Origin of the sequence: Methylorubrum rhodinum (assembly GCF_014199935.1) — a bacterium.
Classification (GTDB): Bacteria; Pseudomonadota; Alphaproteobacteria; order Rhizobiales; family Beijerinckiaceae; genus Methylobacterium; species Methylobacterium rhodinum.
Genome location: NZ_JACHOP010000008.1, coordinates 90,352 through 104,363 on the forward strand (window position 1 = coordinate 90,352; position 14,012 = coordinate 104,363).

The 14,012-nt window shown below is 70.5% G+C and carries 16 protein-coding genes; 7 read left to right on the forward strand and 9 right to left on the reverse strand.

Annotated features, from left to right (window positions below; genetic code table 11):
* Positions 1 to 243 precede the first annotated feature (243 nt).
* The 7 genes from HNR00_RS11655 to HNR00_RS11685 all read left to right on the forward strand — a co-directional run bounded on the left by HNR00_RS11655 (position 244) and on the right by HNR00_RS11685 (position 7,077).
* Positions 244 to 1,554: a dihydroorotase gene (locus HNR00_RS11655; RefSeq protein ID WP_183569391.1), complete on the forward strand. Its 1,311-nt coding sequence runs from the start codon at positions 244 to 246 to the stop codon at positions 1,552 to 1,554.
* A complete protein-coding gene (gene plsY, locus HNR00_RS11660; protein ID WP_183569392.1) occupies positions 1,551 to 2,159 on the forward strand; it encodes a glycerol-3-phosphate 1-O-acyltransferase PlsY in 609 nt (202 codons plus the stop codon). The genes HNR00_RS11655 and plsY overlap by 4 nt, the downstream gene beginning before the upstream one ends.
* A gap of 31 nt (positions 2,160 to 2,190) precedes the next feature.
* Positions 2,191 to 3,390: a DNA-processing protein DprA gene (gene dprA, locus HNR00_RS11665; protein WP_183569394.1), complete on the forward strand. Its 1,200-nt coding sequence runs from the start codon at positions 2,191 to 2,193 to the stop codon at positions 3,388 to 3,390.
* A gap of 299 nt (positions 3,391 to 3,689) precedes the next feature.
* Positions 3,690 to 4,535 (forward strand): SGNH/GDSL hydrolase family protein, encoded by an 846-nt coding sequence (locus tag HNR00_RS11670; protein WP_376770378.1) that lies wholly within the window; start codon positions 3,690 to 3,692, stop codon positions 4,533 to 4,535.
* Positions 4,532 to 5,665, forward strand: coding sequence for a hypothetical protein (locus tag HNR00_RS11675; RefSeq protein ID WP_183569396.1), 1,134 nt, complete (start codon positions 4,532 to 4,534; stop codon positions 5,663 to 5,665). The genes HNR00_RS11670 and HNR00_RS11675 overlap by 4 nt, the downstream gene beginning before the upstream one ends.
* Before the next feature lie 80 nt (positions 5,666 to 5,745).
* Positions 5,746 to 6,435 (forward strand): DJ-1/PfpI family protein, encoded by a 690-nt coding sequence (locus HNR00_RS11680; RefSeq protein ID WP_183569398.1) that lies wholly within the window; start codon positions 5,746 to 5,748, stop codon positions 6,433 to 6,435.
* A gap of 129 nt (positions 6,436 to 6,564) precedes the next feature.
* Positions 6,565 to 7,077 (forward strand): hypothetical protein, encoded by a 513-nt coding sequence (locus HNR00_RS11685; protein WP_183569400.1) that lies wholly within the window; start codon positions 6,565 to 6,567, stop codon positions 7,075 to 7,077.
* Between the two features lie 4 nt (positions 7,078 to 7,081).
* Here the strand turns inward: HNR00_RS11685 and HNR00_RS11690 are convergent, their stop codons facing one another.
* The 9 genes from HNR00_RS11690 to HNR00_RS11730 all read right to left on the reverse strand — a co-directional run bounded on the left by HNR00_RS11690 (position 7,082) and on the right by HNR00_RS11730 (position 13,925).
* Complete coding sequence (locus HNR00_RS11690) at positions 7,082 to 7,720, reverse strand: riboflavin synthase (RefSeq protein ID WP_183569402.1); 639 nt, start codon at positions 7,718 to 7,720, stop codon at positions 7,082 to 7,084.
* A gap of 1 nt (position 7,721) precedes the next feature.
* A complete protein-coding gene (gene ribD, locus HNR00_RS11695) occupies positions 7,722 to 8,798 on the reverse strand; it encodes a bifunctional diaminohydroxyphosphoribosylaminopyrimidine deaminase/5-amino-6-(5-phosphoribosylamino)uracil reductase RibD (protein ID WP_183569540.1) in 1,077 nt (358 codons plus the stop codon).
* 44 nt (positions 8,799 to 8,842) lie between these two features.
* Positions 8,843 to 9,388 (reverse strand): transcriptional regulator NrdR, encoded by a 546-nt coding sequence (nrdR, locus tag HNR00_RS11700; RefSeq protein WP_183569404.1) that lies wholly within the window; start codon positions 9,386 to 9,388, stop codon positions 8,843 to 8,845.
* Positions 9,389 to 9,536: 148 nt separating this feature from the next.
* On the reverse strand, positions 9,537 to 10,841 hold the full coding sequence (gene glyA / locus HNR00_RS11705; RefSeq protein WP_183569406.1) for a serine hydroxymethyltransferase: 1,305 nt from the start codon (positions 10,839 to 10,841) through the stop codon (positions 9,537 to 9,539).
* A 247-nt stretch (positions 10,842 to 11,088) separates the two neighbouring features.
* Complete coding sequence (locus HNR00_RS11710) at positions 11,089 to 11,574, reverse strand: F0F1 ATP synthase subunit B family protein (protein ID WP_183569542.1); 486 nt, start codon at positions 11,572 to 11,574, stop codon at positions 11,089 to 11,091.
* A 97-nt stretch (positions 11,575 to 11,671) separates the two neighbouring features.
* Complete coding sequence (locus HNR00_RS11715; protein ID WP_183569407.1) at positions 11,672 to 12,271, reverse strand: F0F1 ATP synthase subunit B; 600 nt, start codon at positions 12,269 to 12,271, stop codon at positions 11,672 to 11,674.
* 97 nt (positions 12,272 to 12,368) lie between these two features.
* Positions 12,369 to 12,596 carry a F0F1 ATP synthase subunit C gene (locus HNR00_RS11720; protein ID WP_007566773.1) on the reverse strand — a complete coding sequence of 76 codons (228 nt, stop codon included), beginning with the start codon at positions 12,594 to 12,596 and terminating at the stop codon, positions 12,369 to 12,371.
* Between the two features lie 58 nt (positions 12,597 to 12,654).
* Positions 12,655 to 13,440: a F0F1 ATP synthase subunit A gene (locus HNR00_RS11725; protein ID WP_183569408.1), complete on the reverse strand. Its 786-nt coding sequence runs from the start codon at positions 13,438 to 13,440 to the stop codon at positions 12,655 to 12,657.
* Positions 13,441 to 13,550: 110 nt separating this feature from the next.
* The gene (locus HNR00_RS11730) at positions 13,551 to 13,925 is read right to left on the reverse strand and encodes an AtpZ/AtpI family protein (RefSeq protein WP_183569409.1); all 375 of its coding nucleotides are present in this window, start codon (positions 13,923 to 13,925) and stop codon (positions 13,551 to 13,553) included.
* Positions 13,926 to 14,012: the final 87 nt, after the last annotated feature.

The window sequence follows — 14,012 nt, forward strand, 5'->3', positions numbered from 1 at the left end:
GGAATCTACCCATGATGCGGGGCGACAAGAGGCGTTGCGGCCAGTCGTGGATTCCGGGTTCCGCTGCGCGGCCCCGGAATGCCTGCAGAGAACCGACATGGAAGAAGCCAGTCGATCGGCATTCAAGTCCTTGTGGCCGCCACCGAGCCTCTGGTTCTAGCCGCGACACTGGTTTACCGACGGGCCAAGCGCCCGGCGTGAGGCCCGGCGGGACGAACGAACGGAAATCGTCGAACTCGGCCGATGACAGTCGCTCCGCTCCTCCTCTCGAACGCCCATCTCCTCGACCCGGCCACCGGCCGCGAGGGCCCCGGCGCCGTGCTGGTGCGCGACGGCCGCATCGCCGACATCGCCTGGGGCGCCGCCCCCGGCGCGCCGGAGGGCTCACAACGAATCGCGTGCGGCGGGCACGTGTTGGCGCCGGGGCTGATCGACATGCGCGCCTTCGTCGGCGAGCCCGGCGCGGAGCACCGCGAGACCCTGGCCTCGGCGAGCGCCGCCGCCGCGGCGGGCGGCGTCACCACGCTGGTCTGCATGCCGGACACCAATCCGGTGATCGACGGACCGCCCATCGTCGACTTCGTGCTGCGCCGCGCCCGCGACACGGCCTGCGTCAACGTCCTTCCGGCCGCCGCCATCACCAAGGGCTTGGCGGGGCGCGAGATGACCGAGTTCGGCCTCTTGCAGGAGGCCGGGGCGGTGGCCTTCACCGACGGCCTCAAGGCGGTGACGAACGCCCAGGTGATGCGCCGGGCGCTCACCTACGCCCGCGATTTCGGCGCGCTCCTCATGCAGCATGTCGAAGAGCCGAACCTCGCTTCCGAGGGCGTGATGAACGAGGGCGAGATGGCCTCCCGCCTCGGGCTGATGGGCGTGCCGCGCGAGGCCGAGACGATCATGCTGGAGCGCGACATTCGCCTCGCGCGCCTCACCGGCGGGCGCTACCACGCGGCGATGATCAGTTGCGCCGATTCCGTCGAGATCGTGCGGCGGGCCAAGGAGGCGGGCCTACCCGTGACCTGCGGCGTCTCGGTCAACAACCTCGTGCTGAACGAGGGCGACATCGGCCACTACCGCACCTTCTGCAAGCTCTCGCCCCCCTTGCGCCGCGAGGACGACCGGCAGGCGGTGATCGCCGCGCTCAACGAGGGCGTGATCGACGTCATCGTCTCCGACCACAACCCGCAGGACGTCGAGACCAAGCGCCTGCCCTTCGCCGAGGCCGCCGACGGCGCGCTCGGCATCGAGACCCTGCTCGGCGCGAGCCTGCGCCTGCTCCACACCGGCGACGTCGATCTGAAGCGGCTGCTGACCGCGCTCTCGGCCAACCCGGCCAACCTGCTCGGTCGCGAGGCCGGACGCTTGGCGCCGGGCGCGCCCGCCGACCTCGTGCTGATCGACCCCGACCTGCCTTACGTGCTGGACAAGCGGCAACTGAAGTCGCGCTCCAAGAACTCGCCCTTCGACGAGGCGCGGCTCCAGGGTGCGGCGGTGCTGACGCTGGTCGGCGGCCGAGTCGTCCACCGCTCCGAGCTGTTTGCGGTGGCCGCATGAGCCCGCTCCTCGACGCCGGCTGGCCGCTGCTGCTCGGCGCCCTCGTGTTCGGCTACGCGTTAGGCTCGATTCCCTTCGGGCTGATCTTCACCAAGGTGGCCGGCCTCGGCGACGTTCGCGCGATCGGATCGGGCAATATCGGGGCGACCAACGTGCTCCGCACCGGCCGGAAAGGTCTTGCCGCCGCGACGCTGCTCGGCGATGCCCTGAAGGGCACCGCCGCCGTGCTGATCGCCGGCCTTTGGGGGGAGGAGCCGGCTCTGGCCGCCGGGCTCGGGGCATTCCTCGGCCATCTCTTCCCGGTCTGGCTCGGCTTCAAGGGCGGCAAGGGGGTCGCGACCTTCATCGGCATCCTCATTGCGCTCAGCCCGCCGACGCTTCTGGCCTTCGCGGCGATCTGGCTCGGCCTCGCCTTCGCGCTGAAATACTCCTCGCTCGCCGCGCTCGCGGCCTCGGCGGCCACGCCGCTGGTGCTGTGGGCGCTGGGACACGGTCCCGTTGCGGCGCTCTTCCTCGTGCTTGGCCTGCTGCTATGGTGGAAGCACGCCCCCAACATCCGCCGGCTCGCCGCCGGCACCGAGGGGCGGATCGGGCAGAAGGGCTGACGCCGACTCCCCGACGAACGGGGGTTTTTCGATGCAGCTCACCGACGCGCAGCGCCTCGACTGGCTGCGCCTGATCCGCACCGAGCGCGTCGGCCCGCGCACCTTCCGCGGCCTGATCAACCGCTTCGGCAGCGCGGCGGCGGCGCTGGACGCCCTGCCGGACCTGACCAAGCGCACCGGCAAGCCCATCGTCCCGGCCGCCAAGGCACAGATCGAGCGGGAGATGACGGCGGCCGCCCGCCTCGGCGTCCGCTACCTCGCCATGGGCGAGGCGGAATACCCGAAAAGCCTGCACGCCACCGACACGGCGCCGCCGCTCATCGCCCTGCGTGGTGCGGCGAGCGCGATCCTCAAGCCCTCCGTCGCCATCGTCGGCTCGCGCAACGCCTCCACCGCCGGCCTCGCCTTCACCGAGCGGCTCGCGACCGGCCTCGCGGAAGCCGGGCTCGTCGTCGTCTCGGGGCTCGCCCGCGGCATCGACGCCCGCGCCCACCGCGCCTCCCTCAAGGGCGGCACCGTGGCGGTGATCGCGGGCGGACACGACAAGATCTATCCCGACAGCCACCGGGGCCTCGTCGACGAGATCCTGGAGGCGGGCGGGGCGATCGTGGCCGAGATGCCGATGGGCTGGGTGCCGCGCGGGCGCGACTTTCCCCGGCGCAACCGCATCATCTCGGGGCTCTCCCTCGGCACCGTCGTGGTCGAGGCGGCCCGCCGCTCCGGCTCGCTCATCACCGCCCGCTTCGCCCTGGAGCAGGGGAGGGAGGTTTTTGCCGTGCCGGGCTCGCCGCTCGACCCGCGCGCGGAGGGCACCAACGACCTGATCCGCCAGGGCGCGACCCTGGTGGCCGAGGTGGAGCACGTGCTCGCCGTCATCGAGCCGCTGATCTCGGGCGACACGGGCACCGCCGGGGGCGTCGCCGACCGGCCGGAGGCGGAGGAACCCGATTACTGGGACGAGATCGACCTCGACGGCACCGGCCCGCGCCCCGTGGTGGCGGCCCTGCGCGAGGAGCCGGCGCCGTTCCGCGCCGCGCCCGAATTGGACACGGGGGAGGCCGGCGCGCGCCTGCTCGCGGCGCTGAGCCCGACCCCCGTCGGCACCGACGCGCTCGCCCGCGCCACCGGCCTGCCGGTGCGGGTGGTGCATTCTCTGCTGCTGGAACTCGAACTCGACGGCCGGATCGAGCGGCACGGCAGCGGCACGGTTTCGCTGCTGTCGCGGGCGTGAGGGACGGGGCCGGACGCTTCCCAGAAGCGCCCATTTTCCGCACAATTCACATTGAATGCCGTTAACCTTTGCATAATTTATTTCAGTTGCCCGAATCTGCGGCATTTCCTTAAATCGCCGTCGGAGCACGGGGATCGGTAGCCCACAAGGCCCGCCGCGATCCGTCCCTCTCACCAGAACCGGGCGAACCCGCCCCGGATCGGTCTGCCGCAGGCGCGGACCGGCCTCCGCATTCCTTTGCCTGTCGGCCATCGGGGATCGACCCGGAGGCCGTGGGGCTGCAGGACGACGCCAACGTGATGCGGATGTTTTTCGGGAACCGGGCTCGTCCCGCTGCGGGCCGGCGGCTCACCCGGGCCTTGGCTCTCGGGCTCGCCCTCAGCCTGTCCTCAACCGCAGTGCTGGCCTATGCCGACCTCGTGTCGGATCGGATCGATCTCGGCCTGTTCGACGCCGAGCCCGCGCCGGTGCCGGGCAGCCTGCCGCGGGTCGCCCAGCGCATCGCCACGGGCGAACCGTTGCGGATCGTCGCCTTCGGCTCGTCCTCGACGGAGGGCATCGGCGCCAGCACCCGCGCCGCCTCCTACCCGGCCCGGCTGGAGGCGCTGCTGCGCCGCGCCCTGCCGCAGCTCGCCGGCGACATCCTGGTCGAGAACCGCGGCATCGGCGGCGAGGCCGTGGACGAGATGCTGGCGCGCCTCGACCGCGACGTGATCAAACCGGCGCCCGATCTCGTCATCTGGCAGACCGGCAGCAACGATCCCCTGCGCGGCATCTCGCTCGCGCATTTCCGCAAGGCCACCCAGGCCGCGGTCGCCCGCATCCGCGAGGCCGACATCGACGTGGTGCTGATGGAGCCGCAATGGTGCCCGGCGCTCGACGCCACGCCCGGCGCCGATCGCTTCCGCGACGCCGTGCGCGACATCGGCGCCGAACTCGGCGTACCGGTGATCCGCCGTTCGGACCTGATGCGCGGCTGGATCGCCCAGAGTCGGCTCACCCGATCCGAGCTGTTCGCCAAGGACGGCCTGCACATGGCCGACGGCGGCTACGCCCTGCTCGCCGAGGCCGCCGCGGCGGAAGTGGTGCGCGGCGCCGATGCGGTGCCGGACGACGCGGAACAGGGCCCGACGGTGGCGGAGTGAGGCAGGCCGCGGGCCGGCTTCTCCTCGCGCTGCTGTCGATCCTCGCCGCGGAGCCCGCCGCCGCCCTCGATACGCGCCTCCTGCCGGAACGCCCGAATTACGCTCGCAGCCGTGGCTGCACCGACGCCGCCGTGGCCCTGCCGGTGCGGCGGGGCACGCACCCGCTGGACGGACGCATCAGCCCCGATCCGGCGCTCTCGCCGATGAGCCAGGGCGACAGCGCGATCTGCTTCGCCTACGCCACCGCCGACATGATCTCGCAACGGGTCGGCGTCACGGTCTCGGCGCTGGATGTCGCCACCCGCTACTACCTCGCCGACCCCGCCGGCCTGCTTCGGAGCCGCGACCGGGCCCTGCGAAGATACCTCTCGGCGCATCCCGATCTTGCGGAAGAGATCGCCGAGAGCCGCAACGACACGGAAGCCTCCAAGGAGCGCAATCCCTTACGAAAGCCGTTCTTCGACAAGCTGGAGGACGGACAGGAGGAGGCCGCGGCCCTTCTCTACAATCTCGGCGGCCTGTGCCCGGACCGCGACCTGCCCTCGTTCGACGGCTACGGCCAGCACGTCCGCACGTTCGCGCGCTTACGCTGGCGCAGCCGGCTCGCCCCAAAGATGAGCTGGCGCAGCCTCGGCGGCACGGTGGACCGGCTGCGCGACCCCGCCACCGACGCCTTCAACGCCGGCTGGATCGCCCATGTCGAGCGGCTCTGCCGCAGAAAACCCCTGCCGGTGCCGCTGCTGCCGGTCTCGGATGGAATCGCCGACAACCAGCTCGACTTCATGGAGCGTGCCAGGAACGGCGATCCGGACCTGACCGCCGGTAGCGATCGGCTGATGGCGATGATCGACTATGCGCTGGACCACGGCCGCCTGCCGGTGGTCGGCTACTCCTGGTACGTGCTGGAGGAGCGCGACCCGAAGGACCCGGATCTGGCCGCCGACCATTCGAGCCCGATCCTCGCCCGGCGGACAGCGGGCGGGCGCTGCCAGTACCATCTGCAGGACAATACCGGCGAGTACTGCGCCCGGATGCGGCCGGGCATCCGCGAGCGGTGCGAACTCGGCCGGGTCTGGCTCGACGAGGCGGAGCTGCGCGCCTCGCTCTACAGCGTGATCTATCTGCGATAGAGCATCGGCCCGAAAGGTGGCCGCCGGCTTTCGGAAGAAGCCGATGCGCCGGAATCGGCAAAGAGGCGAGGGGAGGGACCGTGGCACTCGAGATCGGCCTGCTCGTCTTCCCGAAGATTCAGCAGCTCGACCTGACCGGGCCCTACGAGGTGTTCGCCTCGCTGCCCGAGGCTCGCGTCCATCTGGTCGCGAAGAGCCTCGCGCCGGTCACCAGCGCCACCGGCCTTGTCCTGACCCCGACGACGACGTTTTCGGCGTGCCCCACCCTCGACGTGCTCTGCGTGCCGGGCGGCGCGGGGGTGAACGCCCTGATGGAGGATGCCGAGACGCTCGACTTCGTCCGGCGTCAGGCTTCGGGCGCCCGCTACCTCACCTCGGTCTGCACCGGTGCCCTGGTGCTCGGCGCCGCCGGCCTGCTCAAGGGGCGGCGCGCCACGACGCATTGGGCCGCGCACGACCTGCTCGCGGCGTTCGGCGCGGTGCCGGTGGAGGAACGCGTCGTGCGGGACGGCAACCTCGTCACCGGCGGCGGCGTGACCGCGGGCATCGACTTCGCCCTGACGCTCGCCGCCGAACTCACCGACGCCGCCACCGCCAAGGCGATCCAGCTCCAGCACGAATACGCCCCGGCCCCGCCCTTCGACGCGGGCCGGCCGGAGACCGCGAGCCCCGCCGTGACGGCCGCCGCACGGGCGCGGCTCGCCGCGAGCCGGGCGGAGCGCGAGGCGATCGTGGCGCGGATCACCACGCATCGCCCGCCGTCGGACTGACCTCCGAGCCGGTCGCGGCAAATTTATGGGGACTATTCCCGTCCCCGCTGACGGGCGGATTGGCAGAGACCGAGCGGACGGGAAGGATGACCCGACGCCGGCGCGCGTCCGTCCGGGGGGGACACGACCATGAAGACCACACGCCTCGCAAGCGCCGCGCTTGCCCTGCTTCTGCTCGCCGGGGGCACGGCGCTGGCCAAGCGCGTCACCGTGGTGCCGGGGGACCAGCCGGTCACCGTCGACATTCCCGGCTCGTGGAAGGTCTCGGAGATCAAGCGCGGCGTCCAGGCCAAGACCGCCGACGACGAGGTCTACATCTGGTTCGAGAGCTACCGCCCGGCACAGCTCCAGACGCTGATCGGCGAGCACAACGCCTATTTCAAGGAGCAGGGCGTCACGATCACCGGCGAGGCCAAGGCCAAGCAGGTCGAGTTCCCGACCTACATGCTCAAGATCAGCGAGTACCCGGCGATCTACGAGAAGAAGCCGACGGTGCTGCGCTACATCTCGGTCGTCCCGAAATCCGGCGACCTGCGCCACCTGCTCGTCAGCTACTGGGCCTCGCCCGAGGGCGACAAGGAATACGACGGCGAGACCAACAAGATCATCAACAGCCTCGCGGCCTCGTACGACGCGCGATAAGCGCTCAGCCCTGCATCAACCCGCGCGCCTCGGCGAGGCGGGCGGCGTAGCGGGCGATCAGGTCGACTTCGAGGTTGACCCGGTCGCCGGCCCGGCGGTCCTCCCAGGTCGTCACCGAGAGGCTGTGCGGGATCAGCAGGACCGAGAAGTCGGTGCCGTCCACCGTGTTGACGGTGAGCGAGGTGCCGTCGAGGCAGACCGAGCCCTTCTCGGCGATGAAGCCGGAAAGCGCGGCCGGCGCCCGCAGGGTGAAGCGCTCGCTGGCGCCCCACGGGTTGTCCTCGCCGGTCACCGTCTCGCGGGCGAGGATCTCGGCGACGCCGTCGACATGCCCGGTGACGAGGTGGCCGCCCATCTCGTCGCCGAGCCTGAGCGAGCGCTCGAGGTTGACCCGCGTGCCCGCGCGCCACGCGCCGACGGTGGTGCGCGCCAGCGTCTCGGCGGCGGCATCGACCGCGAAGCGGCAGCCCGTGCCGTGCGGCTCGATCGCGACCGCGGTGAGGCAGGGGCCGGAGCAGGCGATCGAGGCGCCGAGTGCGATGGAGGCGGGATCGTAGGCGCTTTCGATGACGATGCGGACGAGCCGCTCGCCGCCCTCGATCGAGACGACGCGGCCGACATCGGTGACGAGCCCGGTGAACATCTCAAACCCTCTCGTAGGTGATCGCCTCGTCCTGGCCGAGGTGCTGGGCCTCAACCTCGCGGAGCGTGCCGTCGGACAGGCGGCGGGCGAGGTTTTGCCCGATCGCCGGCAGGCCGCCCGCGCCGCCGAGTTCGACCGGGCCGGTGATGAGCGTGCAGGCATCGACGAGATCGTGCGCGGCCAATGCGTCCGCAAGCGCCGGGCCGCCCTCGCTGCAGATGCGGGTCAGGCCACGCTCGGCGAGCGCGATCATCGCGGCACGGAGGTCGATGCGGCCGGACGCGTCGGTGGCGACCGGCAGCAACTCGACGCCGAAGGAGGTCAGCATTCGCCGAGCATGGGCCGGGGTGTGACTCCCGGTAACCACGAGGGTCGGAATGTCGCGCGCGCCCCGCACCAGATGGGTCGAGGGCGTGAGCCGCAGGGTGGAGTCGAGGACGATCCGAAGCGGCGAGCGGTCGGAGAGGCCGGGCAGGCGCACGGTGAGCGAGGGGTCGTCGGCCCGCGCGGTGCCGATGCCGACCATGATCGCGTCGGCATGCGCCCGCCAGAGATGCACGACGCCGTCGGCGACCGGGCCGGTGATCTTCAGTCGCTCGCCCCCCGAGGGCGCGGCGAACCCGTCGCGGGTGCGGGCGAGCTTGAGGTGCAGGCTCGGGCGCCCCTGCGTCACGCGGGCGACGTGGCCGCGATGGTCGCGCCTTGCCTCTTCGCGCAACAACCCGGTCTCGACCGTGAGGCCGGCCTCACGCAGCAATGCGTGGCCCCGTCCCGCGACGCGGGGGTCGGGGTCCTCCATCGCGGTGACGACGCGCCTGACGCCGGAGGCAATCGTGGCGTCGGTGCAGGGCGGAGTGCGGCCGTGATGCGAGCAGGGTTCCAGGGTGACGTAGAGCGTGGCGCCGCGCGCAGCCGCGCCGGCCATGGCGAGCGCCAAAGGCTCGGCATGGGGGCGCCCGCCAGTTGTGGTCGCGGCCTGCCCGACGATGCGGCCGTCGGCGACCACCACGGCGCCGACGCTCGGGTTCGGCCATGTCCGCCCGAGGTTGCGCCGCCCGAGCGCCAGGGCGAGGCGCATGGCGCGATGGTCGAGGGCGTCCCACCTGCTCACGGCGTCCCTCGTCAGCTTCGCGACCGCGCGGGGCGGCGGCGCGGCGGGGCAGGGGGCTCGCTGTCCACAGATGGCGGCTCGGGCGCCGGTTCGCCGTCCTCGGCGAGCCGTCCGCCAAGCGTGCCGAGCAGATCCTGAAAATCCTGGGCCTCGCGAAAATTCTTGTAGACGGAGGCGAAGCGGACATAGGCCACGTCGTCGAGACCTTTGAGCCCCTCCATCACCGCCTCGCCGATGGCCTCGCTGGTGACCTCGCCGTCGCCGGTGCTCTCCAGGCGGCGGACCACGCCGGAGACGAGGCGCTCGATCCGCTCGGGCTCGACCGGGCGCTTGCGGAGCGCCACGTCGATCGAGCGCTGGAGCTTGTCACGGTCGAACGGCATGCGCTTGCCGGAGCGCTTGAGCACGGTCAGCTCGCGCAGCTGCACCCGCTCGAAGGTGGTGAAGCGCCCACCGCAATCCGGGCAGACGCGGCGACGACGGATCGCCGCGGAATCCTCGCTCGGCCGCGAATCCTTCACCTGCGTGTCGGGACCCCCGCAGAACGGACACCGCATCGCGCGCTTCGATACCCTTGCTCAGCCCGGTCGGGCCGGGACGCGCCTCTGTGCCCCAGCCGGCGCCGGATTGCCAGAAGCGACCCGAAACGGCAGCGGCCGCGGATCGTGAGATCCGCGGCCGCGCCGAACTCCTGTGAGGGAGCGATTACTGGTAGATCGGGAAACGGTCGGTCAGGGCGTGGACCTTCTTCTTGGCCTCCGCCTCGACCGCCGCGTCGCCGCCCTCGCCCTTGGCGGCGAGGCCGTCGAGCACCTCGACGATCAGCGAGCCGACCTGCTTGAACTCGGCGACGCCGAAGCCGCGGGTGGTGCTGGCCGGCGTGCCCAGGCGGATGCCCGAGGTGACCGTCGGCTTCTGCGGGTCGAACGGCACGCCGTTCTTGTTGCAGGTGATGTCGGCCCGCGACAGCGCGGCTTCCGCCGCCTTGCCGGTCAGGCCCTTCTTCTGCAGGTCGACCAGCATCAGGTGGTTGTCGGTGCCGCCCGAGGTGATGTCGTAGCCGCCCGACATGATGGTGTCGGCCAGCGCCTTGGCGTTGTCGATGACCTGCTTGGCGTAGATCTTGAACTCGGGCTTCAGCGCCTCGCCGAAGGCCACCGCCTTGCCGGCGATGACGTGCATCAGCGGACCGCCCTGAAGACCGGGGAAGATCGCCGAGTTGAATTTCTTCGCCAGGGCCTCGTCGTTCGTCAGGATCATGCCGCCGCGGGGACCGCGCAGGGTCTTGTGCGTGGTGGTGGTGGCGACATGCGCGTGCGGGAACGGCGACGGGTGCAGGCCCGCGGCGACGAGGCCGGCGAAGTGGGCCATGTCGACGAAGAAGTAGGCACCGACCGAATCGGCGATCTCACGGAACTTGGCGAAGTCCCACTGGCGCGGGTAGCCCGAGCCGCCGGCGATGATCACCTTCGGCTTGTGCTCGGCGGCGAGCGCGGCGACCTGCTCCATGTCGATGCGCTGATCGTCGCGGCGCACGGTGTAGGAGACCGGCTTGAACCACTTGCCCGACACGTTCGGCGGGGCGCCGTGGGTCAGGTGGCCGCCGGCCGCGAGATCGAGGCCCAAAAAGGTGTCGCCCGGCTGCATCAGGGCCATGAAGACGCCCTGGTTGGCCTGCGAGCCGGAATTCGGCTGCACGTTGGCGAAGCCGCAATTGAACAGGCGCTTGGCGCGGTCGATCGCCAGCTCCTCGGCGATGTCCACGAACTGGCAGCCGCCATAATAGCGCCGGCCCGGATAGCCCTCGGCGTACTTGTTGGTCAGCACCGAGCCCTGCGCCTCGAGCACGGCCCGCGAGACGATGTTCTCGGAGGCGATCAGCTCGATCTCGTGCTGCTGGCGCCCGAGCTCCTGCGAGATGGCCTTGGCGATCTCGGGGTCGGTCTGGGCAAGGCCGGAGGAAAAGAAGGTATCGAGGGCAGTGGTGTCGGTCGCGGTACCGGCGCTCATGTGAGGAGCCTCTTCTGATGTTTCCCGATTAAACCCGCCCGTTTGTCGTGAGCCTGCACGGGGGTGTTTTTCAGGAGCCATTTCTACACGGCGGAGCATGACAGGCCAAGCGCAGCTGATTTTGCGCTCGCCGTCAAAAATTTTCACGGGAGCGTCATCCGACGCAGAACTGCAAAGCTTTCCGCACATAGCAAAACGCCCGGCACAGGGCCGGGCGTTCGCGGAAACGGATCGTTGTTTGGAAGGATCAGGCCGAGAGGCGCGTCTTTACGTCGCCGAGGCTGGAGCGGAGCAGATCCTGGGCGGCCTCGCCCTGGAGGCGCTCCTTCAGGATCGTCTCGGAGACCTTCACCGCGGCGTCGGCGGCGGCGGCGCGGACCTGGGCGGTGGCCTGGACCTCGGCCTGGGCGATCTTCGACTCGGCGGCCTTGGTGCGGCGGGCGACGAAGTCGGCGAGCCGCGTCTGGCCCTCGGCGGCGAGGCGCTCGGCTTCCTGACGGGCGGAGGCGACGATGGCCTCGGCGTCCTTCTCGGCCTGGGCGCGGCGGCGCTTGTAGTCGTCGAGGACGGAAGCGGCCTCCTCGCGCAGGCGGCGGGCCTCGTCGAGCTCGTGGCGAACGCGCTTGGCGCGGCTGTCGAGGCCGCCGGTCATCATCGTGAAGCCGCCGACCTTCCAGACGATGGCCATGAAGACCACGAAGGCGACGGCGACCCAGAACTCGGCGGTCATCAACATGTCGGTCTCAAGCCCTTCGTCGGCATCCGCGGCATTTCTTGGCGCGGGTCTCTGTTCGGTCGGGACGGCCGGCGGGTCTCGCCGACCGGCGGGATCAGTGGACCGCGGGGGTCGCGTCGAGGGCGCGGTTCAGGGTGCTCTGGTCGGGCGCCTTGCCGGTCAGCCGCTCGACGATGGCCGAGGCGGTCTCGCCGGCGATGGAGCGGACGTTGCCCATGGCCTCCGCCGTGCGGCTACGGATCGTCGCCTCGGAGGCGGCGAGCTTCTGGTTCAGCTCGGCTTCCAGCGTCTTGCGCTTGGCGTCGGCTTCCGCCGAGAGGGCGTTGCGGGTCTCCTGGGCAATGCCCTGGGCCTTGGCCTGCGCGTCGCGCAGGGACTTCTCGTAGGCTTCGCCGGCCGCATCAGCCTCGGCCTTCATCCGCTGAGCCTCGTCGAGGTCGGCGGAGAGGCGCTGCGAGCGGTCGTGGAGGATCGACTCGATGCGCGGCAGCGCGATCTTCGACATCAGGTAGTAGAGCAGGCCGAAGGCCAGGGCGAGCCAGATCAGCTGCGCCAGGAAGGTGTGGGTCTCGAAGGGCGGGAACGCCGCACTGTGGCCGCCGGCGGGATGCTCGGTATGGGCCGCGGTGTTCGGACCGGCCGTCTTGACGTCCGAATTCGGAGGAGGGGTCGTCAGGGAATTTTTCTCGGCCATGGCCTCGTCCGGATCGGAAAGCTCGTGCCCTCGGGAAAGCCGGGGCGGACTCTGGTCTGAGAGGGGCGGCGCCTGACCGGCGCCGCCCGCAGGCCGATCAGACGGCGAAGAGCAGCAGCAGCGCGATCAGCAGCGAGAAGATGCCGAGCGCTTCCGTGAGGGCGAAGCCGAGGAGCAGCGTGGCGCGCTGGCCGTCGGCGGCGGACGGGTTGCGCAGGGCGCCGGCGAGGAACTGACCGAACAGGTTGCCGAGGCCGATGCCCGCGCCCGCCATGCCGAGGCAGGCGAGACCGGCACCGATGTACTTGGCAGCGACGGGATCCATAACAAACTCCTGAGTGGCTCGAACTTGGTTCGTTGCGGTGGGTGGAGGTCGACCGGGACTAGTGGCCGGGGTGAAGGGCGTCGTTCAGGTAGATCGCCGTCAGCGTCGCGAAGACGTAGGCCTGCAGCGCAGCCACCAGGAACTCCAGGGCGGTGAGGGCGATCGTCAGGATCAGCGGCAGCGGGGACAGCAGACCCCAGGCGCCGGCCGACAGGAGACCGACCACGAAGAAGGCGAAGATCTTCATCGCGATGTGCCCGGCGAGCACGTTGGCGAAGAGACGGACCGAGAGGCTGATCGGCCGCGAGATGAACGAGATGATCTCGATCGGCACGAGGATCGCCAGAAGGGGCTTGGGCACGCCCGACGGCACGAACAGGCCGAAGAAGTGGGTGCCGTGCTTCATCACGCCGTAGCCGATGACGACGCCGATCACGAGGGCGGCCAGCCCGAAGGTGACGATGAGGTGGCTGGTCACCGCGAAGGCGTAGGGGATCATGCCGAACAGGTTGAGCACCAGCACGAACATGAACAGCGAGAACACCAGCGGCATGAACTTCTTGCCCTGGTCGCCGGTCGCCTGGTGGAGCGTGTCGGCGATGAACTCGTAGAAGATTTCGGCCAGCGACTGCATCCGGCCCGGCACCACCGAGCGGCCCGCGGTCGCCGTGATGGTCAGGAGCGCGATCACGCCCACGGCGGCGAACATGTACAGCGCCGACTGGGTGAAGGCGATCTGCTGGTTGCCGATGTGCCCGAACGGCAGGAGCGACTGCAACTCGAACTGATGAATCGGGTCCGGTCGCAGCGCACCCGCCTGCGCCGGGTCGATGTTGCCCGCCATCCTGCTTCCGTCCCCTGCCTGTTGGCCGCGCCCGAAACGCCCCGAAGCGCCTCGCGAGGCGTTCGTGCTTTCCGTGTCGCGCGGTGCCCTTACACGATGTGCCCCGAGTCTCAAGACCCCTGGCGGTGATCTTTCCCCGGTTTCGGCCCGAACCCGCTCAACCGCATGACGTTGTAGATGCCGGTGAGGAAGCCGAGCACCAGAAACACCATCAGACCCCACGGCTTGGTGCCGAGAAGGTGGTCGCACAGGTAGCCGAGGATACCGCCGGCGATCACGCCCGCGACGAACTCCGTCGAGAGCCGCATGGCCTGGCCGAGCGGGGAGGGCCCGCCGGACATGCCGCTGCGCGCAGCATCGTCGGAAGCGGCTTTCGGCCGCCTGCCTTCGAGCTGCGTCTCGAGACGTCTAAGCCTCGCGGAGAGATCGTCGTCGCCGGGAGGCCCTTCCGGCCCACGCCCGTTGGCGGAGGGATTGCCGCTCACGGGCGACCCCACACGTCGTCGGGAGCGGAGGGAAACGGCCTGCCCCCTCGGCGCGGCGCACCATAGTTTCGCCATCCTGGCGAGTCA